Genomic DNA, 25,482 nt, shown 5'->3' on the forward strand with positions numbered 1-25,482 from the left:
TTGAGAAAACATATTTCTTGTTTTTCTTGGAATAATTTATTCTTTGGAAGTCCCTTAATTCCCTAACCACTAAAGCTGCAAGAGGATCGTGTTGACGTGCAAAAGTAGGGGTGCAGTTTAGCATCACAACGCCATAGCCCGGCTGAAGTTGCTGTTCCTCTACTGTCTTCAGAATGGCTCGACCTTGCTCAATGTAAGTACGGAATCCACGATCTGGGTAATAAATAATTTGAGGTTTGTAGCCACCACCTGTCGGATAGATTTGATTTATAGTTTTTGTAAGATCCTGAACAAACTCAGAGCCAAAACTTTCTCCAATAGTTTGAGGTAGTAAAAAATATTGGCGATCAAACGGTTCTTGTACATACACTCCGGCGTTTGGGCTACTCAAAAGTTCTAATCTTTTCCGCCCAAGTTGCTCTAAAGTTACTTGTGTTACGCCTTCAGTACCGCGAACAGATAAGCAATAGTTATTACCAAATCTGTAATCTGGAAGTGTAAATTTTTTCTCTGAAACCTGTTCAGGTATGCAGGCAACTTTAAGCGTAATATTGCCAAATTTAATTTCTCGGAGGTACTTTTCAACGAGTTTACTAATCGCATAATAGCGGGTTTCAGGTTTTAAAATAGTATGTGAATGATATTTTTGAACCGCAGGATCTGTTGTGTCATAAACTAAGTAACACAATGCGGCAATCGCTGCCCGATCTTGATTCTGATTATTGAAATAATGAACTACAGCTGCATCTTGGGATATGGATGCCAAATCTTCTGGAATTGGTTTACGAGAATTTTTTATGATGTAGTCAAGTAAAGGAATCCAATTATTCCCGTCTGGAACTCTTTCTTCCATTGCATTCAAATCAGAAAGCTCACTCAATTGAATTTCATACCATTGATGCCCATAATGGTAAATACAGTGCTTTGCTTTGTACTGCTGAAATGATTGCTCTGTTAAGTAACTAGGTAAAGAATATTGGCTGATAAACTTATGTTGCACATCAACACAAAGTCCAATTTCTCCACATTCCATAAAAAATGGACGGACTGAAAATCCTCGAAACATTGAGATCGCACCAAACTTTTGATACGGAACCTTCTCAAAAAAAGGTTTTCCGGCGCTAGATTGCCACAACTGTGCATTTCCAAACAAAGAAGATTGCACCATAAAATGGAGAAAGCGCCAACAAATCTTATCATTTTGTGTAGTGCGTAATGAGTAATCTAGAGTTAAGGTCTTACCAGTTGATTTGAAATAGACAATTCCTCTAATAATTTGAAAGCGCTCTGGCGGCTCGGGTGCATCATCAGAAAGAACTAAATAAGGTTTATCATCATCTTCAATAATAGTGACAGGATGTTTTAGTAAATAACTCAAACGATGAATTAAATTCTGCTGATTCTGATAGTATTCAGCATGGCGCTTAAGTCCCCTTATTTCATAAAGTCGATATCGAGTTGTTAGTTCAGCAAGGTTTAAGAATGGAAAGACATTACTTTCGATACCCATTACACAGACTCCCAACAAATTGATTGATAGTTACAGAACTGGCATATTTCAGGGGAAGAAGCTGTTAAAAAATCCATAGGATCGAGAGTCACTTTTTTTGCATCTCCCACGAGCAATTGCATTGCAGTAATACTTTCCGCTATGGAATTATCGATTTGAGCGATACGTGTTTCGTCTAATTCATAATGTCGGATATGATTTGTTAGTAATTGAACTTCCCAAAGCCGAAAGTCAGTAACTTCCCATTGCGGAAATTTCGGAAAGCCTTTGTGTGGTTTTCCTTGGCTTAAAGCTAAGGCATAAATTCCAAGTTGCATCCAAGCTCTGTAAACGCCAAAAAAATGGACTTTCCAATCAATAATTAATGGCGGCTTATTAGCATAGAAGGCAATGAGGTCGGGTATAGCTCGAACCGTTTCATCAGTATGTGAAAATGACAATGGGGGTTGAGAGACAATATACAGGGATGTCTTCAGTTCCGACCAAATTTCAGACATAGTAAATAAGTTTACTAATGCTTGGCCGATTTCTTCTTTTGCCTTCTTTATCTCTGCATCTGGAATTTCCCCGCCATACTCCATACAGTGAAATACAGCAAAATCTGAACCTATTTTAGAGGGTGACAGCCCTGGCTGATACAGGGGATGCTGCCGAGCAAATCTGAGTTGTCGGTCAAACAAATCTATAGCTTTCTGTTGAGCAACAGCCAGCGAAGGAGTTTGTTTTGCTTTTAATATAGGAACAATAACTTCACTAATTACAGAATCTACAATACTGCCTCGCCAAGAACTAATACTGTGCAATTTGCTCAGTAAATAAGCCTTATGACGGAGAGGATCTTTTGCCTTCCAGTTAGCAAGGCAGTTTTTGTAGTACCACTGTCGTTGGCACTTTTTGAACGTTTTTGCGGCAGATAAAGACCACATAATCAAATTTTTCGCTTATTTTGTTTTGAACGCAGATATTTGAGGTAATCAGCTAGTTCATCTGCTTCTTCAGAAGTAACTGGCCCTAATCTAGCAGCGAGATCCGTCAGGGATGTATCTAGTTTTCCGCCCTCCGGCACTGGATATCCAGCAAGTTCCAAAATAGATGTATAGGGAATTTCATAAAAATCACTAAGTTTACGCAAGATAGCTGGAGAAGGCGAACGAATTTTACCTGTCTCTAACTGACTAAGATAAGCATTGGAAATACCTGTTTGAGTTTCAACCGCACGCAACGTCAATTTTTGATGCTGACGAACAGAAGCCAGAAATGAACCTAATTTACTTAATTCTTGACTCATTTGCTAATTGTATCAAGCTTGCTAAATATGTCAAGCAAAGTCGATTGGGGATTTTGTGTCCCTCCGCGCTGCTTGCCAAAAATGAAAGAACCAGGACATAAAGGGCAAAGCCGTATCGGGGGAATTCCCGATTTGCCCTTGTCTATTCCCTGGCCCCGAAACACTTCTTCAGACAGATACCTTTGCTTTATCTTGCAGATTAACTTTGCTGAATTACCCACTTTTCCAGACAATCCTTTGACAAAGCGGGGAATGCTTTATCTGTTTGCTTCGGAAAGCTCTAATAGTGCCGAACAACTAGTATTTTATGATGGGAGCGAACCTTTAGAGCCGATACATTTAAGCCAAGATACTCGTTTGATTACAGATTGGTACGATAATTTAATAACTCACCGTCTAGAGTTTGAGTTGTTTCCCGATATCCCGCGTTGGGCAACAAATGATTTTGAGCGACTGTGCGCTCGTCTCAACTTGGACGAACTCAAGTTAAATGATTTGGGTAGAACTCTCAGTGAAAACAGTGTCGGTAAGCTGCTGGGTCATGTTTCGGGCATTGGGCATGATCCACGGGAGGATGCTTATATAGTTAGGGAGGTGAACCCCGAATGGCTTTACAACTACGAGCAACGGCAGACCTTAGACATGACTCGCGCCCAGAACTGGCACAACTTGTTGCAAGTTGAGTCTAGCAGAGCAGTTGAGGTGATGTTTAGCGATGCTGGCTACCTGCAAGTACTGATTCATGCAGAAGACTTGAAGCGACTGGATTTTTCTACGGTCTACGTGAACCTTGAATCAAGCTGAAGTTTCGGTGCGATATCTACCAGAATTCAGGAATCAAATGTACTGGAAGCCATGTTTATTACTGTTTATAGCTACGGGAGGAAACCTGAGACACAACAGGTCAAGTTTACTGCGATCGCTCATACGGAACTGCCATCGTGTCTCTACTGGATAAACTGACCATCACTTCTATTGTTGAAACTGCGGCAGCATATTTTTATGCAATTGTTACAGGGGTGATGAAGGTAAAAGTTCTGCCGCACCTGTCCCCAGTGCTGAAAAATGGTCGCATGAGGCGATTGTAGCGCGGTCAAATATGCGACAGTCGCGTATGCAGAAACTCAAGGTTGCGGCGAATCCGGGGTTTGATTTCTTGCTCTCGTGTTGGAATGACGATCCGGCGAAAGCAGATTGTGATCAAGAAATTGCTGGTGAAGTTTCCACAGTAGGGTCTTGCAATTGCAGACAGAGTATTGATTAACTTTAAGAGTTAATGCTAAAAGGTAATTGAACGTGGATTTATTGGTTCGAGAAGTTGAACTTAACGATGCTGAAGCTATTGTCAGCATTTTGAATCCAATTATTGAGGCTGGAGTATACACAGCGTTTGATACACCCTTGACTGTCGAGGCTGAACGTGATTATATTTTACACTTTCCAATACGTGGAGTATTCCACGTAGCTCTCTGTTATCACGAGCAAAAGGTTGTAGGATTTCAAAGTATGGAACCATTTGCTAACTACACCCATGCCTTTGATCATGTGGGAGTGCTAGGAACTTATATTGATCTGTCATATCGACGCCAAAAAGTAGCTACAAGTTTATTTAATGCTACGTTTGAGCTTGCGCGTCAGCGTGGGTACGAAAAACTGCTTACTTATATTCGTGCAGATAATATGGCGGCATTAGCTACTTACCAAAACCTTGGTTTTGGAATTATTGGTACAGCCAAAAGACAAGCCAAAATTAACAGCAGATATATAGACGAAATCATTGTTGAAAAATTTTTGTAGAGATTAGAGATGGAGATTCATGAATTGCTATGGCAATGCTGCTCGCTTTGTGCATTTTTAACTCGGAATTGGGTTTGGGAAAAAGGTTACTGGGTCTAGGTTGAAAGTTTTTTCTTTCCCATTTTCCCCAAAACCCGACCAGTATTGGGTGAAGTGGGATGAGCAACGCAATTGCCCTTCATTGCAGTACCAGAGTGCGATCGCTGACTTTGAAGGAGGCTTTGCGAACGAGGATTGGGATAAAATCACCGGAAGCTGTGTTTGTGGCTGCTTGTAAGGAGGGGAGGAAAGCGGAAGCACAACAGGCCAAATCTACTGCGATTGCTTGGTTCGAGTGGGCGAAGAAACAGCGAATTGTGATTGCAATGTCTGGTGAGATTGTGTACACGCGCTTTAGGTGAGGCGGTGGCGTTGACCGAGATGATCCAGCGGTTTGAGATGCAGGGGTAGGGTTTTGTGTCTGCCTAAAATTTTAAATAGTCGAGTGAGGCGATCGCTGCTCGTTCTCAGTGAAGCTGATAAATTTGTGCAAAAAAATCAATACTTTTCTAGGATGCAAAAGAGTGCTTTGGGAAGGGGATCGAGTATCCCATGATAGACCGTTTGTTTAGCCAAACGCAGATGAAATCGTTCTTTGAATATCTGCCCAATCTCCTCTGGGCTAAAGTGGTAAGGCCCTTGTTCTCTTGTTTCCTCTTGAGAGAAGCATTTCAGTAATAGGTAGCACTTAGGCTTTAATAAGCTTGCGACTGTTTGCACGTAAGTACCATAGCTTTGGGGTGGCAGAACATGGAAGCATCCTCTGTCGAGAATCAAATCGAAACATTGTTGCAAACAACTGTTGAGAATATCATCTTGCTGAAACGAAATTTCTAATCCCTTTTGGCTTGCTTTTGCTGCCGCCTGACGAATGGCCGCCTCTGACAAATCTGTTCCCATCGTCTGAAATCCTCGTTCGGCTAGAGCAAGCGCTTGAGTTCCGGGCCCTGTTCCCAAATCCAGCACTGAACCATTGCTCAGTTCAAGGGTAAGGAGCGCTTCTTCGACATCTGGATCTAAGCTAGGGTTGAACCAGGGCATGGTTTCAACGGCTTGTTCTTGATAGAGCGCTTCCCAGTTCGGAAATTCTCGTTCGGTCATCATTAATTACTCTTTCTATTGAATAGGTGAATATAATTGCTACGATATCTTGTAAAAACTCAAGTGATTAAAGTCAGCTACATTGCTTTATGCTTTTGGCATGGTAGAGTCAATCGACTTACGTTGATGCAATAGCTCAAACCATTGCCTCAATTTAGGATACTCTTGCTGCCAATTATGACCAAATCTGAGGCTGTAGTAACCCAACCCTGATATAGCTGCAACATCAACAGCACTTAGAGTTTCATTTAATAGGTAGGCTGAGTTAGTCAACTTTTGCTCAAAAACACCTAAAAGGCGATTAATGCTGGACTGATATTTAGATTGGGTGCCAAAATCAGCTTGATTTCCTTTACGGGTTTCGTACCACAATCCCACAACATTATCTATTAAACTGTCTGCTAACTCTTCCCCCTGACGACAATACAAACGTTCAATGCGCGAACCTGGATAAAAACTCGGCTGAGGATAAGTCTCGTCTAGATACTCCACAATCAGCGTTGAATCCCAAAAAACGAGACCATTTTCATCCACCAATACCGGAACTTTCCCGATGGGAGATAAACTGAGAAATTCTGGAGGTTTATTGTTAATGTCTGTTTCTTTGGGTTCGTAAGGTAGCTGCTTCTGTGCCAGGACAATTCTCACTTTCCGAGCGTAAGGTGAACGCTGTGCATAGTATAAGATTCGCGCCATATCGCTGCAATAAATTTAGTATTGTAATTTCCTATTTTAAATAGATTTGATGCATGATACTGTGATTGGCTTGTTCATCAATCGAGAAGAGTTTGGGCTTGCTGTTTAATACCCAGATTTCCTTGTCTAGAGCATTACCCTGCAATGTCATTAACTTGATGACACCTCAACGACATTTTGGGCAAAGCTCTTATAAGCATCGCCCATTTGTTTAGCTATCGAGTCAGGAAAGACGTGAAAATCCCCAGCTTTGAGAGCTTTTATTATCCCGTCTGCCACAAGTGTTGGTGGCTGTGCAACCTCACTCATTCCTGCCGCATCGCCCATATCCGTGGCAATCGGGCCAGGGTGAACACTTAGCACAAGCGTGTCCTGCTCACTCAATAGTTCTCGTAATGTCTGGGTGATTGAATAGGCCGCAGCTTTTGAGGCACAGTAAGTGGCAGAGTCGGGGAAACCTTTAAGCGAAGCAACAGAATTGATTTGGGCAAAGACACCACCTGCATTGGCTTTGAGTACCGGGGCAAACGCCTGAGCCATGTAGATCAATCCATATACATTGATGTTCATCTGAAATTCGAGAGCGCCTATTCCCAGGCATTTAAAGTTGTTGTTAGAGACTCAGAGCTGATTCGTAAAGAAAATCGGTGTTGGTTGATTGGAATGAATAGCGATGTCTGCGACGGGCTATTCGGCGTCGCACTTCAACTACTAGCATATTCCAGCACTCGTTTCCACTCCCAACGCCATGCTGTCTCTATCAGTATTTCTTTGCCGTTGGTGATTTGGTATGGATCATAATACTATTTTTAAAAGGGAGATTTTAAATATATTTTGGACACAAATATTATGGATGCAAAAGAACGAAATTGGAATTATTGTACTAATCATTTGCTCAATTGGCATGGAATTTGGACGCGATATACACCAGTTGGTGATGTCAAAGAATCATTTCAAAGTCTGAGAAGTTTTAAAAGCAATCCAGAAAAGACTAAAATCGTTCATACTAATACTTATATTTATACAAATGGCGAAAATAAGCAAGAGAGTTGGGAATTTAATTTTCTGTCAAATAGCTTAGATAATGGACTTTTTCACCCATCACGCGAGACTATGCGAGGATATTTCTTTGCTGAGGGTCATGCTACTTGGGCAACAGTGAAGTTAAAACCTAACTCGTATTTTGGGATAGAATTATTCTTTCGATATGAAGATTTACGGCATAGTGTAGGTATTGTTTACGACGAGAGCGGAAATTTATTTCATACCGCAAATATTCGTGAAGATTGTAATGGATTTCCTAGTAAATACTGGTCAACTGAATTAAATCAATTACCAGAACGTAATTTTAGTGGTAATTGGCAAGGGATATCTATGACTATTACTCCCAATCTGAAGATTTCCGAACCAATAGTCACTCAATTTAATTGGCATAAAGAAGGGCATAAATATTACTATTTACCTGACGGTGTTTCTATTAATTGTCATAGTTCAATCAGTATAGGCACTCCTTTTTCTGTAATCGCCAATTGGTTGATTAATAATTCCGAAATGCATCAACTAATTGCTAATTATGATGAATTGGGAGTCTTTTCCTCACTAACGTTAGAAACATTTTTGATATCCAATGTTTAAGAGATTGTTTGAAAAGTGTTTTACTATGACTTTGTAGCACGGTCAAATATGCGACAGTCGCGTATGCAGAAACTGATGCGTTGCGGCGAATTCGGGGCAGAATCCGGGTTTTGGATTCTTGCAGGAATGCTGGGATTATCCGGCGCTGGTGATAGTGATCAAGAAACTACTGGCGAAGTATACGTAGTGGGGGATGGCTTGTATTGATGGGGTGTTGCTTGATTGCGATGGCTAGCGATACTATTCATGTTGCGGTTTCATGCGATCGCTAATCAAATAGCTAGCTATTTACGAGGTTGATCCAAGTGGCGCAAAAGTTGCGGCGAATTCGGAGCAAAATTCGGGGTTTGACTTTTTGCAAGAGTGCTGGAATGATGATCCCGCGAAAGCAAATTGCGATCAAAAAATTGGTGACGAAGTTTGGGCAGTGGGGCATCACGATTGTTGATGGTGTGCTGGTGAAGTGAGATGCTAAAGTAAAATGATGCTAGAAGACCTAGAAAAAGCCAAGGAAGTCTGTATTGACTCTGACCAACTCTCAGTCACACCCAACAAAAACTTATGACTAGAGCGATAAATCGACAGTTTCTATTAGCTGCTCGTCCCGTTGGTGACATTAAAGAAAGCGATTTTGAGTACCGAGAAGAGCCAATCCCCAGCCCAAAAGATGATGAGGTGCTGGTACGTACTATATATCTGTCACTAGATCCTACCAATCGGATCTGGATGAGCGATATAGAGCAATATATGCCTCCTATTGAAATTGGGGAAGTTATGCGTGGCAGTATTATAGGTGTGGTTGAAGAGTCCAAAAATCCCAATTTTGAAAAGGGAGATTTGGTTTCTGGGTTGCTAGGATGGCAAGATTACGCGATCGCCCTTGGAAACAGTGGCTTTTCGCTGACGCGATTACCTAATCCTCTACCTTGTCCGCTCAACGCATTTACCGGGCCACTGGGAGCTACTGGTTTTACAGCTTATTTTGGGTTATTAGATATAGGACAGCCAAAAGTTGGAGAAACTGTGGTCGTTTCAGCCGCAGCTGGGGCAGTTGGTTCCATTGTTGGACAAATTGCCAAGATTAAGGGTTGTCGGGTAGTTGGTATAACTGGCAGTGATGAAAAGTGCCGTTGGCTTACAGAAGAACTTGGCTTTGATGCAGCAATTAACTATAAAACTGGAGATTTAGAAAAAGCATTAGCTCAAGCTTGTCCCAATGGAATCGATGTGTATTTTGACAATGTTGGCGGAATAATCCTTGATGCCGTCCTAACCAAAATTAATCTGCACGCCCGCCTGCCTTTATGCGGTTTAATCTCAACTTATAATGCTTCAAAGCCTGTTCCTGGCCCATATAATTACAGCCAAATTCTCATGAAACGCGCTCTCGTCCAGGGATTTATTATCTTGGATTATATTCCCCGATTTCATGAAGCGATAGCAGAGATTGGAAAGTGGCTAAACCAGGGGCAAATTAAATATGCTCTTGAGATTGTCGAAGGCTTGGAAAATGCACCCAAGGCGATCCTAAAACTTTTCGACGGTAACAAAAAGGGAAAACTGGTTATTAAAGTCTCAAATGAGCCTACCTGAAAAATTTATAAACATCCTCTAAAAGAGCTTAGAGGTTGTTTGAAAAGTGTTTTACTATGACTTTGTAGCGAGGTCAAGTCTGCGGCCGGAACGTATGCAGAAACTCAAGGTGGCAGGAAATTCGGGGCAGAATCCGGGGTTTGACTTCTTGCAGGAGTGTTGGGATGATCGAGCGCTGGTGATAATGATCAAGAAGTTGCTGGTGAAGTTTCCGCAGTGGGGTATCGCTTGTGTTGATGGCGTAATCTGCGACTCGCTGCCATCCCCACTTATAAGCAGCGCGAGTGTACTGGGTTTTTGCACTACGTTCAAACAGTTCATCCAGAATTTTGGGACATAACACTTTTTCTAAAAGCCTGCGAACCATTACGGAAACTGGACTTTCTTTTATAAATCGCTTAAACACCTTCCAAGCGCAACATTTCGATTCTCAACCCAACAGAGTTTCACCTATGCATAAACAAACTACAAATCAAGCCATTACACAACACCTTGAAAAGGCTAGTCCTAAGATATTATTTTCGTGGATGGAAATTTAAAACGGCTTCTACAATCGTCATTGATGACTCATCGAAACCGATGCTCTCCCCCTCGTACTTCCCCTATCTCATATACGGTGATCATACCTATTCCATCTGTATGCTGTCCATCCCGGGTCACTGTGTATAACTCGTGATCAGATGGATGGACATAAGTGCGAATATTTGTCCCCTTCATTTTAGTTGAACGATGTAAACGCGTAGAATTTCCGTTGTTCGCTACTGACACTATATGGTCGAGCGCCACTCCCCCAAACTGGTGATTATTGGGATTATTGATGTATGCGGTGGTACCAGTGCTATCATTTTGTAATGTGTACCCAGGCGGTGGTAATATTTGCATTGGCTGTTGGACTGCATTAGCGGGCGGGTTGGCTGATACACCTCTGGTCTTTATCTTGCTACGCCCGGCATTCACACCTATGGGAATCGGCTCCACAGACCTTGGTGCGCTATAACTCTCATTTGGTTCACTGGTCAGCATTTGTTGCTCTGTCACGTTCCTGACAAGCTGGACAAACTTCTGTATCTTCTTCTCATCCCTGGTGTATTTCTTAGCTGTGATAAACGCCCAATTTCTTTTTTCTCCGTTCGTTGTGGCGTAAGGAGGAAATTGTTGTTTGTTAATATAAGCCCTTAACTCATCTAGATTTGCCGGTTCTTGAAATTTTTCTCCCTTTTTAATAACATTTCTTTCTTTCTTATAAGTTTCTTCATGCGCTTCCCCTGTTGCCTTTTGCACCTTCAATAAGGCTTCTTCCTTACTTTTACTGTTTTTCAACAATAAATACAACGCTGAGAGCCCGACAACTGCTACCGCAGTATACACCATCACCGACGATAGACCAAATCCCTCAGCCATACTCCATATTTCTTCCCACCCAAATGCCTGTACCGTCGGACTAGACTGAGGAAACACCTCTTTTAAGCCCAATTTTTGATACGGATTTTTAAGAGATTGTAGTGCCTTTGCCCCCATCACATCCGCCTCCTTTTCCATCCCTTCCTCGTGATTGGCCCCCACCCCATCCTTCATCTGCATTGTTGGCTTTACTCGTCCCTGCGTCTGCTGGACGACATGCCATGCTTCGTGCGGCAGATGTTGTTCCTGTCCCGACGCGACGTGAATATCGCTGCCTTGCGTATACGCCAACGCATTCAACTCGGCTGGTTTGGGTGAGTTGTAATGTACCCGCACATCATCCATCGCCAACCCTGACAAATTCTCAATCCCCACTTTCAGGTTGTCCGGTAATCCAGTTTTGTTTTCCATCTGCACACTAGCGTTTCGCTGGATTTCCTTATTTTCTTCCGATATCTTCTCCCGTTGTTCCGTTTTCCCATAAGGCTGTCTCTGCATCTCTATCTCTGCCGAGTGTGGAGTATCAGATGGCAACTGCTTTCCCTGCGCCCTTCCCTCACCCTGCTGCACTACATGAGTCAACTCATGCGCCAACAACTTCTGCCCCTCTTGACTTCCTGGCTCATACGCCCCCTGTCGAAAGAACACATCCTGCCCCGTCGTAAACGCTTTTGCATGTATCGATTGATTCAATTGGTCTGCCTGAGTACCCGTGTGAACCTTCACCCCACTAAAATCAGTCCCAAAGGCTTGCTCCATAGGCTGCCGAATATTGTCAGCGAGGGACTGTCCACCACCCCTTGCTTGTAGTATTGATGTTTCTAAATCAGGTGATGCTGCCATACCACCGTCTGCCACACGCTGCACCATCGGCTTCATTTGTAGTTCCTCTTCTTCGGCTGGCAGAGACTCTTGCTGTATACTGCGCTCCGGTTTCATTTGCAATTCCTCTTCTTCTTCGGGCAATGACTCTCGCTGGAGTTTTTCGCTCTGTGGTTGATGAATCCTTTGGACTACCTGACGCGCAGTTTCGTCCGCCTCTTGCTCATACTTATCTCCAGGCTCTCCAATGGTCAGTTTTGCTTGTATTGGAGTTGATATATGTGGTCTACGAAGTGGAATATTGGCAATATTATGACCAAATCGGGTTGCGTGTGACAGTCGAGAATTCAATAATCCGTCCATCTTGGCTTGCAAAACTGTTAGGCGCTCCTGTCCTTCGGGCGTAATCGTGTCATACTTGGCTTGTATTTCAAGTCCAGTTGCTTCCATCTGTTGTTCTGCAAAGGCTTCATTCTCTATACCAGTTGGTGTTTTAGCTGCAACTGATGCTTTTTGGATTTCGCTACCATAAGGTCTATGCGCTAATTGTGAGAATGAATTTAGCGCTGGGGAATTGGAATAGGTAGATAAGTCAGTCTTTGAAGATTTTGTTTTGTGCATTGTTTTTACAAGTTCAATGATTTACGTCAACCTGACATCTCTGATTGATGTCAGGAAAATCTTAAATATTGTGTTGTGAAAATCTAGGTACTTATGTTATAAAATGCCAAAAACCAACCATTGATTAGATCATAATAGTTACAAAATTCTGTCTTAACAGGATTTTACAACTGTTTTTAAAGAATGTAAAAACAGACAATTGAGCTATTTGATTTTTGTCCAATAGCTAGATTTCGAGATTTTCTCTAGCTTTTATGCAATATTTCTATTTTGGTAACAGTCCTTAACGACTTTAATCTGAATATGCATAAGACAAGAACTTTCAAGAAATTTATAAAAAAGAATATATTATCTATAGTATTTTAAAAGGTATTTGCTTGATATTAAAAGATTTTTATCTATCTGGTGGTAGAGATTACTATTCAGTAACGTAAAATTCTATTAAAACATGAAATTATATTAAGAACGGCTTATGTGAGTTGGAGTCTGGAAAGGCGTAAATACGTCAACATAGCTAAACATCTTGGCTAAACCACAGCCTGAAACCCTTGCTATCGGTAGGGCATTTTTAATTCACATAAGGCGTTAAGAATAAAGTTATTGCACTAGACAAATGAACAATTTTGTAATTTAAGGCAAATAGCTCGTTTCAACTTTTACAAACCACGCTTTGTTTGCGATCGCAGCCAAAGAAAAACCCTTCCCCACTGCCGCAGACTTCGCTAAAGCGGTGCAGCAAGTCGCACCAACGGTTAAACGCGCCACAAAAAGCGAAAACCCCAAACGCAATTGTGTAATTCTGTGACTGTTTCACAAGAATCACACCCAAGGTATGGGGATTCGGGAGTGATTGAAGCTTCGGCTCCGAATCATTGGCAGCAGATTGTTACCTTTGCTGATGGTGAGAGGCTGCTCATCAACAACACCGATTTAGATGCCCCCAGCGTTCCATTCCCCAGAGAGCAGAACTATCCACCAGAATATATGGAAGCGATCGCTCAAATCAAAGAACAGCATAGGCATGAGTTAGAGCGCCTGGAGCAAGAGTTGAAGATTGGTTTGCAAACAGAGGCCAAAGCCAGAGCCGAAGCCCAGGTACAAGAGCAAATCCAATCTCTGCAACAACTATTCAAGCAACAGAAAGAAGAAAATATCCGGTTGCAGCAACGGCTTTCTGAAATGGAAGGGTTGAGAAAGCTGGAGATTGAGAATCAACAACTTCAGCAGCGCATTCAGGAATTGGAAAACGCGGTTCAACAGCGCCCTTCTCAACAGTGGGGAAATACCATGACGCAGCAGGCTACCAAAGCGTTGAACAAGCGGGTGAAACAGGCGTTAGAGCAGACAATGATCGCTGGCCCAGGAATCCCCAAAAGAGAATGCACAAGAATGCTTACGACTCATGGGTATGGCTTTGAAGAATCTCGCTAACGCTATGAACAACGCCCAAGCGTTAGAGGCTGCGGCGATAATGCTAATTTACAAACTAGCGAAAAAATATATGAGGATGAAATGGGTTTCTCCAGAACGAATCGCACTTATTCAGATATCGGCTCAATACCAAGGTGAATTACGGATTGAACCAAATCCACCACCACCAGGGGTTTCTATCACAAAGACATCTCCAGATAGCATCTCGACTGTTGCTGTGCTGTCTAAATTCTCTTGTGTGCCATCTTGACGCTCTATCCAGTTGCGTCCGACTTGTCCAGCTTCCCCACCATATAATCCAAAGGGAGGGACACGGCGATGACCAGAAAGAATATTAGCTGTCATTGGTTCAAGAAACTTGATGCGGCGAATCACACCGTTACCACCTGAATATTTTCCTTTACCGCCGCTATCGGGACGCAGACAAAAGCTTTCTATTTGCACAGGATAACGAGTTTCTAAAATTTCTGGATCGGTCAAGCGGGAGTTAGTCATGTGGGTTTGGACTGCATCAGTACCATCAAATTTATCCCCTGCGCCAGAACCACCGCAGATGGTTTCATAATATTGATAACGCTCATTACCGAAAGTAAAATTATTCATCGTTCCGGCAGAAGCAGCACTCACACCCAAAGCACCATATAAAGCATCAACAATGGTTTGAGATGTTTCTACATTACCTGCTACCACTGCTGCTGGGTAGGTTGGGTTGAGCATACAGCCTTCAGGAATGATAATTTCTAAAGGTTTAAGACACCCGGCGTTTAGGGGAATACTATCATCAACAAGAGTACGGAAGACGTATAAAACTGCTGCTTGAGTTACAGCTTTGGGAGCATTAAAGTTACTGTTTAGTTGCCCAGATGTGCCAGTAAAATCAATAATTGCACTGCGATTTTCTCGATTAATTGCCACTTTAACTTGAATTCTTGCACCACTATCCATTTCATAAAAAAATGAGCCATCCTTGAGAACATCAATTGCCCGTCTAACTGACTCCTCGGCATTATCTTGGACAAATTTCATGTAAGCTTGCACTGCCTCAAGTCCATACTGGGAAACCATTTTACGCAGTTCTTGCACTCCTCGTTCATTGGCGGCAATTTGTGCATAAAAATCAGCGATATTTTGCTCGGGGTTACGAGCAGGGTAAGGATGGTTTAACAGTAACTCTCGGACTGCTGTTTCGCAAAAATCTCCCTGCTGAACTAGGAGAAAATTATCAAATATAATTCCTTCCTCTTCTACCGTAGTACTGTGAGGGGGCATAGAACCGGGAGTAATGCCGCCAATATCCGCTTGGTGTCCACGAGCAGCAACATAGAATAGGGGACTGGAGCCTAAAGTTTTTTCATTATTATTCAGAAACATAGGGGTAATTGCTGTGACATCAGGAAGATGTGTTCCGCCGTTATAAGGATTATTAGATAGATATACATTTCCTGGTTTTATAGTGTTGCCGTTATTATTAATTAAACTACGAACACTTTCACTCATTGAACCTAAATGTACAGGAATGTGAGGAGCATTAGCGACTAATAATCCAGAAGAGTCAAAAATAGCACATGAGAAATCTAATCGTTCTTTAATATTCACGGAGGCTGCCGTGTTTTGTAGAACAATCCCCATTTGTTCGGCGATAAATTGATAGAGGTTTTTGAATATTTCTAAGCGGATAGGATCGGGTTGAGATATGGTGTACATTTTTGACTCCTGTTTAATATTTTCCTTGGTAAGATAAGACTCTAAAAAGCAATTTCATGGCTGACTTCAGAGGACGGGTACGAGTAACTAACGGTTCTTCAGGCAGGGCAAACGCATCTAAATGGAGAAAAGTGCTAAGTAGAGGTGTGTTTTGAGTAGTACAAAATAACTATATGTAACTGGTGAAGAGAGCGATCGCTAAAAATGATATTGTCATTCTCAAAGTAGAACGAAGGCAGAGCCTGTGAAACTCAAGCCGAAAATCACAATTGCTGGGGTTTGAGACGCGCTAACCCTGTTCCTCCACCCAACCGAATAAAATGGTGTACTTACTACTATTACCGTTTTTCAGAGGCACAAAATTCAACTTTATAAAAATCTGCGAGTACACTACCTAACCAATCGCTTTTTTGAATTGACTGCTTGTCTAGCAGAACAATTTTCGTATAAATTATCTGATTGATTGTGCTTTCTGGAATCCAAGATGGTAGAGAAATATTTCCATCATAAATTTTTTGATTTGTGACCAATTCTAAACCCCACGATGGAAATGAGTCTTCTCCTTCACCTCCATCTTTAACTTGTTGGAAGTATTGGATATTCATTCTAGTAACTTCTTGCTGCTTCGACATCCAGAATAACTTTTTTATCACAATGAATGAATCATCAGCAGCTAAAAAATCTGTAACTCCAAAAGTAATCCAGAAAGCATGAAATGTAACAAAACCTAGTACTAAAAAGCTAAAGGGAAATACTAAATACTCTACAAGTTGCTGGGATATTTGCTGCACTACTGCCACAATACCAATCCTCAGAATTTCATAGAAGGTGAAACACAAAAGGAAAATATGTCCAATAAACAAGACAATAAATGGCAGCAGGAACAGGATGAAACAAAAGTTGGGTTGTGCAAAGTACCTAATTCTCATATCTGGTGTTACACAAAATACTTTGAATCCAGAAGGAATTTCGTTACTTAACATGGACGTTGTACAATCAAATGATTATGCTCATTTAATCCGGCTTGCCAGTTAAGTTCAACTACAATTGTGCTAATTTTTTCGACAATGATAGCCGCACCGTTGATACAATCTCCCGGTTGTAAATCTTCCCGGTGATAAACTGGTGTATCATGCCATTTATCAGCAGTAAACATCTTGACTATTTCCACAGGTTGAAGGGCTGACTTCAGAGGACGGGTACGAGTAATTAACGGTTCTTCAGGAGTATCCATTTTCTGAATTACTTCCACAGACACGGATTCTACAATTAAGGATTTTTCTGCCTGAATAAAACCATAACGAGATTTATGTTCATCTGTAAATGCTGTTTTCATGACCATTACATCTGCATCAAAATCAACGCTTAAAGTAGAATTAGTTCCCTCATATTTCAAATTCAATTTTTGAATTATTTTTGCTTCAACATTACTTTGATTTTGACTGACTTCGCTTCTAGCTTGGGTTTCCAAAGACTTCATCAACTGCATTAATTGTGGAATTAACGCTTGATTCAAAGGCTGTTCTACTCCTCCTACTCTAGTGGCTCTAACATCAGCTAATCCCATACCATAGGCTGAAAGAACCCCAGCATAAGGATGCAAAAATATCTGTTTCATCCCTAAAGTCTCAGCAATTAAACAAGCAACTTGTCCGCCTGCACCACCAAAACAACAAAGTACATATTTTGTGACATCATAACCACGTTGTAAACTGATTTTTTTAATAGCATTAGCCATATTTTCAACAGCAATAGCAATAAATCCTGCTGCTATTTGTTCGGGTGTACGAGAATTGCCTGTAACAGTTGCAACGTCTTGTGCTAATTGCTGAAATTTCTCTAAGACAATATTTTTATCTAACGGTAAATTGCCATCACTTCCAAACACAGACGGAAAATATTGAGGATGTATCTTACCTAACATTACATTAGCATCTGTCACCGTTAAAGGGCCACCCCGCCGATAACAAGTAGGGCCAGGATTTGAACCAGCCGATGTCGGCCCGACACGGTAGCTAGAACCGTCGAATATGAGAATTGAACCACCACCAGCTGCAATCGTATTAATTGATAATACGGGAACTCGCATTCGCGCCCCAGCAATTTCGGAATCTAATTGACGCTCATACTCTCCATTAAAATGGGCTACATCTGTACTTGTTCCCCCCATATCAAAGGTAATAACTAAGTTAAAACCTGCTCTTTTGCTTGTTTGTACTGCGCCAACAATACCACCAGCCGGACCGCTTAATATGCTATCTTTTCCCTGAAATTGTGCAGCATCAGTTAAACCACCGTCAGACTTCATGAACATTAATCTGACATTAAGTAACTGACTGGCTACTTGGTTGACATAGCGACGCAAAATTGGAGTTAAATAAGCATCTACGACAGTTGTATCTCCTCTACTCACTAATTTCATTAATGGACTAACTTGATGAGATACAGAAATTTGTGTAAAGCCAATTTCTTGAGCAATTGCTGCTACTTCTTGCTCATGTTTTGGATAACGATAGCTGTGCATAAAAACAATAGCACAACTACGAATTCCTGTGTGATAAACTGCTTGTAAATCTTGTTTCATCTGTGCAATATTCACAGGTTTTAATTCGTTACCATGAGCATCATAGCGTTCGTCTACTTCAATGACTTGTTCATAAAGCATCGTTGGTAAAATGATGTGACGAGCAAAGATATTAGGACGGTTTTGGTAGCCAATTCGCAACCCATCTTTAAACCCTTTCGTAATAATCAGAACTACTCTATCTCCTTGCCTTTCTAAAAGTGCATTAGTGGCGACTGTTGTCCCCATTTTGACTACTTCTATGGCTGTATTGGGAATGAGTTCATTGCTTGAAAGACTCATAATATCCCTAATTCCTTGGATAACTGCATCTTGATATTGTTCCGGATTCTCTGAAAGTAATTTGTAGACAATAACCCATTCTTGGTTAGAAAAAGGAACAATCAAAAAACGTTCTGTATGCTTTGCGAGCTTGTCTATAATTGCCTGATTATTCGTTACAACAATAATATCTGTGAATGTACCACCACGATCAGCAAATACTTTTAACATGTATCAATTTCCTCAAGGGCATGAAATTAGAGTAACAATAGGATTAAGACTATTTCTACTTCATATGTGGAAGACTTTAACGACGGGTGTGGATAATTCATACACAATTGCCTATAAAGATATAATTTTGGAGCGTATAACCATTTCCTTGTAGAAAGATGGAGACACAGAAATCCTCAGTATAGGATATTATAAAAACTAATATTTAGAACTTTAATTAGTCCTAATCATTCAACAACAAGTTATAATCGAAGTTGCTATATTAGTAAAATTTGAGCAGTATTGTTTGTCTAGAATCACTATATTCTGCCTGTGGTTCTACATAGCTAAGTACTTAGCAATCGCGCCTTTAAATTCGGTTATTCTTTCTTTAAGCCTTTTATTAAGATATGAATCGCCTCACCTATAGCAGTTTTTTTTCTAGCTACAACTGCCATCAGTTTTTCAGCATATTTTCCATCGCCATTTTTGTTGTATTTCATCCCAGTTGATAGCTACTATTTCGGCTGGAGGATCGAGACGATCGCCACTTTTATCAAATTGAATAAGCCCCGTGACTCCCTTTACCCGGTTTCTCCTTTTTTTGAAATATTGATCCATATGTGTGAGTAAATCTTTGCTAGATTGGCTGCGGTATTCTTCTAAAACTTTTAAGATTATTAACACGGAATCAAAAGCTGTTGCACTGCGCCATGTTAAATTTTCTATTCCCCATAACTTAGCGCCTATTTTACAAAAATTCTCTGGTATAGGATTAGAACTCTCGCACCCGTTTTCTTGACTCTGCCAATGCCAAGGAATACAAGCTATAATTTGACGGTTATTTTGATTTGTAGTATTGCACGGGGTTTGCTCATGAATCCAATGTAAAACATTATCATGATAAAAAGTTGCCGAGCCGGCTATTAAACAGTTGTTGATATTTAATCGGCTAATTAACCCAGCATTCTCAAGGGAATTCGGTTCAATTCCTCCATCGGGAATTATGATGATAATATCAACATCATCTTTTTTAAGATATTCTATATATTGTTGGACTTTGTAATAATTTTCACTAATATAATTACATTCTTTTAAAAAAACAAACTTATCTTGATGTTGTTCTAGATATTGTCTAATACTGTTTCTATAGGAAATACTGTAACTACTATTTTGGTTATAGATAAGAGCTACTTTTTGGGGAGGTTGGCTGGAAACTTGTTCTATTAAATAATTAGCCATTTTTTTAGCATTAATAGCATCTGGTGTAGTCAATCTAAAAAAAGATAAACTCTCATCTATAGATAATTGGGAAAGTTCATTTGATGTACTACTAGAATTTACTAAAGTTAACCCTTTCTGCTTATAGAAACGCAGTGCATTTCTGGTCATTTCGCTTGAATAATGACCGATGATAGCAATCAGGTTCAATTGCGGTGCTAACTCAGCCAATTTTTCTGCTGTTTGGTTATATGGATCGTATAAGTTATTAGGATCATTAACAACAAGAATTTGCAACGCTATTTGACTACGACTACATATTGAAGGCAAGTAGGTATTAGGCGTGATATCGTCTAAATTTATCTCTGTGCCTAAAGAAATTTGGTCAAAGCTTTGCAGATTAACTTGTAATTGTATTTGAGAAATTCCTCTCAAAATTTCGGCAGCAACGTGTCCTTGGTTATGAAAGAATGGAGTAACCACAGCTAAAGTATAAATTTTAATACCTTTTTCTTGTAAAAAAGATTTCTTATATTCAATTAAGCAGTTATTAATGTAAATTAATACTTCCGGATTCCCAATCCCATAATTATTAAGTTGTTGATTCCAAGCCTCTAAAAAACATTGAAATGCTTGATAGTAAAGCCCTTGTTGATAAAAATTTGTTCCTTGAATCTGATATTGAACTATTTCTTGGTTGGCTGGATAAAGAAAAATTTGTCTCCCAAAGCTTCCTTGAAAGTTATCACTATTTAATTGAGGCGGAGGATTTAACCTATAACCGTTCTGTGGGTTGACTAAAAAATTAATAATGCTCACCCAATTGCCAGCTATTTCCTCTTGGTCTACGCCCATTATATGTGCTATTTTTGGATAGATAATCTTACTTAATCGGTCGGCAATATTCTGTCCAGGTAAGTTTACTATATTAGCTATTTGTTGTCGAGATAATCCCAATAAAAAATTACAAATAATTATTTTATCTAGTTGAATGAGCTTCCTTGTGTTAGGAATAGCATCTAAATCTTGTAATAAAAGTTCAATATTAATAGCTAGATTGTCTATAACTTGCCGACAATTTTCACACATATTATTTCAGATGTTATCGTCTTTTGCTAAAATGATACTCTAATTTTCCTTTCAGGTTGTTCTATTAGTGTGGAAATAATTTCTACAGATGTCGCTGTAAGTTGAGGTAGATCTTTGTTGATCAAAAAAGTCAAACCCCAAGCGTACACTATCTCACGAGAGCGATTTTTTTCGGGGGAGATGGGACTGTCCATACGGTAAGATGACCCAATGTCCAATTCTGAGCAACTTGTCATCTACCAGCTTCATATTTTTATCTTGGGCATCAGTCCCATGATTTGGCGTAGGGTAAAATCCGCAGCGACAGCACAATAGCCGATTTGCACTACATCATCCAGATAGCAATATCGATTAACTTGTGTCGTTTAGTACGATCTATGCGTGGATCTTCTATTACACCAAAGTGGTCAGCAATCGTGATTTTGGGCAAGATCGCTTCATTCAACTATAATCTGGTTCTTCTTGTTTAACGCACTATCGAATTTACCACTTTTTTCTATTTGGGCATTGCCCCATCTAATTTGATGTTGTAGTGCTTCAAATATTGTTTCCGCTTCGTGTGTTGTTAGCCCATTTAATTGTGAGCAAATATCTACCAAAAGTTGTGGCGTATCCATACCAAGAAATGTGACAAAAAGTGCATCCCTAGAAGCTTCTATTAGTGTGTAACTGCTCGGCTCATGCCTTTCTCGCATAAATACATAATTTGTTAACACCGTCCGAAGCAACAATTTTGTTTCTCTGTCTAATTTCTCCAAATATGCGCCATAATTCTCAATCAGTTGGTCAATGGTTGGAGTCTGCCCGTAATAAGTAACTAAGCCTGTTGTCATCTTTATTCGCCTTATTAACTATGTTAATTAGCTGCTATCAATTACTAGAAGAAAGAGCGATGGCGTACCCGCTATGAACCGATGGCGATCGCCCCGCAAGAATCAGGAGACAATCGCTTTTTCATCAGTTCATATTCCGAAACTTAGCAGCACGCAAAGATTGAGTTTTCGCTGCAACCACAGGACTACTAGCCCGTCGTGCGGTAGCCGCCCATGCCTGTATTCGTTCGACTGCCGCAGCATCCTGAATCGCAAGCGGGGTAATGGTTTGACGGCAGGTTTCGAGATCAGCAAGCGTTACCTGCTGCGGTCTACCCTCATCGAATGCCAGCAGAGCAGTTTCCGAAGCAAGGGTTTCCAGTTCAACACCGGAAAATTTCGCGGTATTGGCTGCGATCGCTTCGAGGTACTCCGATTCCAGGTGAATGCCAAAGCGCTCTAGGTGAATCCCCAAAATCTGTATCCGTTCTGGTTCTGTAGGCAAATCGACGAAAAAATTTTCATCGAAGCGGCCTTTCCTCTTTAGCTCAGACGGTAATGCAGAGGGGTCATTGCAAGTTGCCACGACAAACACACCACACTGAGATTCGGACATGAATGTAAGGATATTGCCCAGAATCCTCTGTGAGACTCCACTAGTGTCACCAGTACCCGAAAGTGCTTTTTCTATCTCGTCCACCCATAAGACACAGGGTGCGATCGCTTCTGCCGTTTTCAAAGCACGTCTGACATTCCCCTCAGACTCACCTACCAGACTGCCTAAGAGGGACGCAATGTCTAGTTGGAGTAGTGGTAAATTGAGAATGTTAGCAATATTCTTGGCTAATAAAGTTTTCCCAGTACCGGGTGGGCCAGCCAGCAACACACCTTTTGGTTGAGGTAGGTGTAGCTCACGCGCCTCTTGTGTGAATAGCCGCCGCCGCCGAGTCAGCCATTCGCGCAGTAGATCCAAACCGCCGAATGGGATTATCGCAGGTTTACCCAACTCAATGCCCATTTGAGAGAGTAGCCGAGTTTTGTACTCGACGGCTTTGGGGATAAAATCAGCGCCGACAACGACACCATCATTAGTTAAGTTTTCTTTGACTGTTAACCGCAGGAAATCACTAATCTCCTCCAGGGTTAAACCCAGTGCTGCACGAGAAAGAGTTTCAAATTCAGCATTTTCTAGCGTTACAGTAAAGGTTAATTCTTGCTCTTTAGCAGACTGTTGTAGGTCATGCAAATAAGAAGTGATATGCTCAAGTATTTGGTCAATACTAGGTAAAGGGACTTCACAATAAGGAATCAATCTGACTAGGGATTCGTGTAATTGTATGTTCTGACCCAACAATACAATGCGTTTATCTGTGGGTTTTAACCTGTGGTAAAGGTTTTTTACCTTGCTTAAAATCTCCCATGATAATTGGGGTGAATTCTTAGCAATAAAGGAGTGAATATCTCCGAGGATAAATACACCATTCCCACTAAAGTTAGCAATGTAATCAAACACATATAACAATGGATCAGCCTGTGGTGGTTTCTTATACTCTGCAACTGGCTTAAACACCAATCCCCCATCTGCTGCGATTAAACATTGCTCTAAGGTTGATACCCCCAGATTCCAGAAAAACACTGGACTTGATAGCTTGTTAGATGCCTCTGTAGTCAGCCACTGAATAATCGTCGCTTCATCGGGAGACAGCACATCAAGCGCTGCGATCGGAATTTGTGAATCGAGTGTGGAAAGAAGATTTGAGAGTTTCATGTCAATTATTCAAATATTTCACTTATGAAATGGCGAAGCCTTTATGATCATCAGTTACCAGCCGAGTTAAGACTGGTAACTGATGACTGATTACTGGTGCAAACGTGTTTGACTGCTTAGGGTAGTCCGAAGTTGTTGGGTTTGGGCTTCATTTTTAAATGTGCGATCGCTCTCGCTCACAACACCCAATGCCTCTTCAAATGGTTGCGTAGCCAACAAACAACTCAAACCCTCGAATCCCTCAGCCTCTACGCGAACTTCACCTGTAGCATTGTCAAAATGAATCAGTATTGAACGTTCCATGCTTATCTCCGTGCAAATTGTTTAACTTCTTGATGTCCGGCAAAAGTCAGCCGTAGAGTTTGCACGCTCCCGTTGGTTGATTCAGCGATCGCGCATTCACCAAACCTTTCTTGTAACTCGGCAGCTTTAGCTCTCACCATCCGTTGTCCGTAAGCCAACATCAACTTGTTACTAAAGAAGTCTTGTCCTAACTTCGGAACTGTTTCATAACTGTCGTGTATTACCTCGTACACGCCGCTTGAGGTGTTCCATTTGAACCCGATGTCTGCACGGGCTTTTATGGTGCGACCAGATACGATAATTTCAGCGCTTTGTCCAAGATAGCCACCGTAGTATCCTTTTAGTGGCTGCGCTTTTTCATGAACTTGCGGTGATAGGTTTAGATCCGTGAGAGCTTGCACCAAACACTTGTGATTGCTTAATTTGGTTTTGACTGTTGAGAAATGCGACATTTTTAGCTCCAAGGTTTTCAAATTGGTTTGAGAAATAGTAGGGGTGCGATATCCTTTTTGGGTTATTGTGGAAATTGCACTTTTAATACATCGATCAAGTCTTGAGCAAATGCATACTTGCCCAAGACCATTTTTTTACCTGAACCTAAAAGCGGCAACTGTAGCTTTCGACAAGCCCACGTCGCTAGTCGCTAGCTGTTGTAGATTGCGTTGTTCATCTAACAACTTGGTGCGGATAGAATCTATTTTTTGCTGTAGTTGACTGCGCGTATCACTGCCCAGATTCTTAGCTTCAATCGCCGGATCGTTAACGATAGAGTCCAAGTGCGCCATCATCGCCTCCAAGCTACTGCCAGCCTCCGGGTCAGCATTCGCTAGTAGTACCTGAACCTTCATCAGATGGCGTTGCATCTTCTTTTTAAACTGGATTGGCTTGCGTCCTGGCTCCCAGTCGCTCAATTCTTCAAGCAACTGCGCGGCAAGTTGTTCACCGCCAGCTAGAGCAGATTCCCGTAGCCTTTGCTCCAGATTTTGGTCATACTGCTGAATGAACTTGGTAATCTGGTCAAGACATTCGGCTTGTTGCTGATTGAGTTGTTCGGACAAAGCAGGTATAATCACCGGACGACCAATAACGACTTGCAAATAGTCTTCAAGATCGGTCAGAGTCGGAAATGCTCTTAGCAAGTTGGCTTTGACTGACTCTTGCTTATCCTGTGCTAATTCCCAGGTGTTAAGTGAGAGGAACTGGTCAATTCGCTCTTGATAATCAATAAATCCCGCTTCGTAATCAGCTTTTAATTGATTGCGTAAACCAGGGGCGATATTATCCCTAATATTGATTAACTGATTCCATACCAAGGGAGCTAAATCAATCGGACAAACCCAATCACCAGTATCAGCAGACATCCACTCTTGAACTGAAGCAATCTCTTGCCTCAATTGGGCAGCAGCTTCATCGAGCTTCTTAAATACTTTGATTCCGCGTAATCCGACTTCGGAATTTGTCACTTTCACAAGGTCTGATTCGATTTCAGAGACTTCAGCTTTGGTAGAGTCGATGCCCGGTATTATCCGGGGCACCTCTCTGTTAAATCTGGGCGTGCGACTTTCACCGCACCCAGCTTCCGATGTTCTCAGCTTG

General features: G+C 41.2%; 27 protein-coding genes. 9 read left to right on the top strand and 18 right to left on the bottom strand.

Annotated elements, in window-relative coordinates:
- From HWQ42_RS12945 to HWQ42_RS12955, 3 genes are all read right to left on the bottom strand, one after another.
- Positions 1-1,510: hypothetical protein (locus HWQ42_RS12945; RefSeq protein WP_292812543.1), on the bottom strand; the 1,510-nt coding region annotated here is incomplete at its 3' end.
- Positions 1,510-2,436 (bottom strand): PD-(D/E)XK nuclease family protein, encoded by a 927-nt coding sequence (locus tag HWQ42_RS12950; protein WP_292812545.1) that lies wholly within the window; start codon positions 2,434-2,436, stop codon positions 1,510-1,512. The genes HWQ42_RS12950 and HWQ42_RS12945, both read right to left, overlap by 1 nt.
- 2 nt (positions 2,437-2,438) lie before the next feature.
- Positions 2,439-2,798, bottom strand: coding sequence for a helix-turn-helix transcriptional regulator (locus HWQ42_RS12955; protein WP_292812547.1), 360 nt, complete (start codon positions 2,796-2,798; stop codon positions 2,439-2,441).
- Positions 2,799-2,825: 27 nt separating this feature from the next.
- On the opposite strand from HWQ42_RS12955, the gene HWQ42_RS12960 reads away from it, so the two are divergent.
- The 4 genes from HWQ42_RS12960 (at position 2,826) to HWQ42_RS12975 (ending at position 4,996) form a co-directional block, all read left to right on the top strand.
- Positions 2,826-3,602, top strand: coding sequence for a YwqG family protein (locus tag HWQ42_RS12960; protein ID WP_292812549.1), 777 nt, complete (start codon positions 2,826-2,828; stop codon positions 3,600-3,602).
- 137 nt (positions 3,603-3,739) lie between these two features.
- The gene (locus HWQ42_RS12965) at positions 3,740-3,886 is read left to right on the top strand and encodes a hypothetical protein (RefSeq protein ID WP_292812552.1); all 147 of its coding nucleotides are present in this window, start codon (positions 3,740-3,742) and stop codon (positions 3,884-3,886) included.
- Between the two features lie 208 nt (positions 3,887-4,094).
- Entirely contained in the window at positions 4,095-4,595 is a 501-nt protein-coding gene (locus HWQ42_RS12970; protein ID WP_292812604.1) for a GNAT family N-acetyltransferase, read from the top strand.
- Positions 4,596-4,753: 158 nt separating this feature from the next.
- On the top strand, positions 4,754-4,996 hold the full coding sequence (locus HWQ42_RS12975) for a hypothetical protein (RefSeq protein ID WP_292812554.1): 243 nt from the start codon (positions 4,754-4,756) through the stop codon (positions 4,994-4,996).
- A 136-nt stretch (positions 4,997-5,132) separates the two neighbouring features.
- On the opposite strand, the gene HWQ42_RS12980 is transcribed toward HWQ42_RS12975, so the two are convergent.
- From HWQ42_RS12980 to HWQ42_RS12990, 3 genes are all read right to left on the bottom strand, one after another.
- Positions 5,133-5,738, bottom strand: coding sequence for a class I SAM-dependent methyltransferase (locus tag HWQ42_RS12980; RefSeq protein WP_292812556.1), 606 nt, complete (start codon positions 5,736-5,738; stop codon positions 5,133-5,135).
- Positions 5,739-5,822: 84 nt separating this feature from the next.
- Complete coding sequence (locus HWQ42_RS12985) at positions 5,823-6,431, bottom strand: glutathione S-transferase family protein (RefSeq protein ID WP_292812559.1); 609 nt, start codon at positions 6,429-6,431, stop codon at positions 5,823-5,825.
- A 150-nt stretch (positions 6,432-6,581) separates the two neighbouring features.
- Positions 6,582-7,001, bottom strand: a complete 420-nt coding sequence (locus tag HWQ42_RS12990; RefSeq protein ID WP_292812561.1) for an SDR family NAD(P)-dependent oxidoreductase — start codon at positions 6,999-7,001, stop codon at positions 6,582-6,584.
- 279 nt (positions 7,002-7,280) lie between these two features.
- Here HWQ42_RS12990 and HWQ42_RS12995 point away from each other — a divergent pair, with 279 nt between their 5' ends.
- The 4 genes from HWQ42_RS12995 to HWQ42_RS13010 all read left to right on the top strand — a co-directional run bounded on the left by HWQ42_RS12995 (position 7,281) and on the right by HWQ42_RS13010 (position 9,659).
- Entirely contained in the window at positions 7,281-8,066 is a 786-nt protein-coding gene (locus HWQ42_RS12995) for a DUF3598 family protein (protein WP_292812563.1), read from the top strand.
- Positions 8,067-8,129: 63 nt separating this feature from the next.
- Positions 8,130-8,273 (top strand): hypothetical protein, encoded by a 144-nt coding sequence (locus HWQ42_RS13000; protein ID WP_292812566.1) that lies wholly within the window; start codon positions 8,130-8,132, stop codon positions 8,271-8,273.
- 98 nt (positions 8,274-8,371) lie between these two features.
- Positions 8,372-8,533, top strand: coding sequence for a hypothetical protein (locus HWQ42_RS13005; RefSeq protein WP_292812569.1), 162 nt, complete (start codon positions 8,372-8,374; stop codon positions 8,531-8,533).
- A 94-nt stretch (positions 8,534-8,627) separates the two neighbouring features.
- Positions 8,628-9,659, top strand: coding sequence for an NADP-dependent oxidoreductase (locus HWQ42_RS13010; protein ID WP_292812571.1), 1,032 nt, complete (start codon positions 8,628-8,630; stop codon positions 9,657-9,659).
- A gap of 73 nt (positions 9,660-9,732) precedes the next feature.
- Here the strand turns inward: HWQ42_RS13010 and HWQ42_RS13015 are convergent, their stop codons facing one another.
- The 3 genes from HWQ42_RS13015 to HWQ42_RS13025 form a co-directional block, all read right to left on the bottom strand.
- Positions 9,733-10,026, bottom strand: coding sequence for a hypothetical protein (locus HWQ42_RS13015; RefSeq protein WP_292812573.1), 294 nt, complete (start codon positions 10,024-10,026; stop codon positions 9,733-9,735).
- Between the two features lie 200 nt (positions 10,027-10,226).
- Positions 10,227-12,503, bottom strand: a complete 2,277-nt coding sequence (locus HWQ42_RS13020; protein ID WP_292812576.1) for a DUF4157 domain-containing protein — start codon at positions 12,501-12,503, stop codon at positions 10,227-10,229.
- Between the two features lie 630 nt (positions 12,504-13,133).
- Complete coding sequence (locus tag HWQ42_RS13025; protein WP_292812578.1) at positions 13,134-13,268, bottom strand: hypothetical protein; 135 nt, start codon at positions 13,266-13,268, stop codon at positions 13,134-13,136.
- A gap of 36 nt (positions 13,269-13,304) precedes the next feature.
- On the opposite strand from HWQ42_RS13025, the gene HWQ42_RS13030 reads away from it, so the two are divergent.
- Entirely contained in the window at positions 13,305-13,934 is a 630-nt protein-coding gene (locus tag HWQ42_RS13030) for a hypothetical protein (RefSeq protein WP_292812581.1), read from the top strand.
- Positions 13,935-14,057: 123 nt separating this feature from the next.
- On the opposite strand, the gene HWQ42_RS13035 is transcribed toward HWQ42_RS13030, so the two are convergent.
- The 9 genes from HWQ42_RS13035 to HWQ42_RS13075 form a co-directional block, all read right to left on the bottom strand.
- A complete protein-coding gene (locus HWQ42_RS13035) occupies positions 14,058-15,638 on the bottom strand; it encodes a hydantoinase B/oxoprolinase family protein (RefSeq protein WP_292812584.1) in 1,581 nt (526 codons plus the stop codon).
- A gap of 338 nt (positions 15,639-15,976) precedes the next feature.
- On the bottom strand, positions 15,977-16,621 hold the full coding sequence (locus HWQ42_RS13040) for a hypothetical protein (protein WP_292812586.1): 645 nt from the start codon (positions 16,619-16,621) through the stop codon (positions 15,977-15,979).
- Positions 16,615-18,714 (bottom strand): hydantoinase/oxoprolinase family protein, encoded by a 2,100-nt coding sequence (locus HWQ42_RS13045; protein ID WP_292812588.1) that lies wholly within the window; start codon positions 18,712-18,714, stop codon positions 16,615-16,617. Before HWQ42_RS13045 ends, HWQ42_RS13040 begins: the two co-directional genes overlap by 7 nt.
- Before the next feature lie 444 nt (positions 18,715-19,158).
- Complete coding sequence (locus HWQ42_RS13050; RefSeq protein ID WP_292812591.1) at positions 19,159-21,003, bottom strand: ABC transporter substrate-binding protein; 1,845 nt, start codon at positions 21,001-21,003, stop codon at positions 19,159-19,161.
- Between the two features lie 437 nt (positions 21,004-21,440).
- Positions 21,441-21,836, bottom strand: coding sequence for a hypothetical protein (locus tag HWQ42_RS13055; protein WP_292812594.1), 396 nt, complete (start codon positions 21,834-21,836; stop codon positions 21,441-21,443).
- A gap of 124 nt (positions 21,837-21,960) precedes the next feature.
- The gene (locus HWQ42_RS13060; protein ID WP_292812596.1) at positions 21,961-23,583 is read right to left on the bottom strand and encodes an AAA family ATPase; all 1,623 of its coding nucleotides are present in this window, start codon (positions 23,581-23,583) and stop codon (positions 21,961-21,963) included.
- 90 nt (positions 23,584-23,673) lie between these two features.
- Positions 23,674-23,886, bottom strand: a complete 213-nt coding sequence (locus HWQ42_RS13065; protein ID WP_292812598.1) for a DUF2997 domain-containing protein — start codon at positions 23,884-23,886, stop codon at positions 23,674-23,676.
- Positions 23,887-23,888: 2 nt separating this feature from the next.
- Positions 23,889-24,338 (bottom strand): DUF1257 domain-containing protein, encoded by a 450-nt coding sequence (locus HWQ42_RS13070; protein ID WP_292812601.1) that lies wholly within the window; start codon positions 24,336-24,338, stop codon positions 23,889-23,891.
- A gap of 135 nt (positions 24,339-24,473) precedes the next feature.
- Positions 24,474-25,478 (bottom strand): hypothetical protein, encoded by a 1,005-nt coding sequence (locus HWQ42_RS13075; protein WP_292812607.1) that lies wholly within the window; start codon positions 25,476-25,478, stop codon positions 24,474-24,476.
- Positions 25,479-25,482 lie beyond the last annotated feature (4 nt).

The organism is Nostoc sp. JL23, from assembly GCF_017115065.1.
In the GTDB taxonomy this organism is placed as follows: Bacteria; Cyanobacteriota; Cyanobacteriia; order Cyanobacteriales; family Nostocaceae; genus Nostoc; species Nostoc punctiforme_A.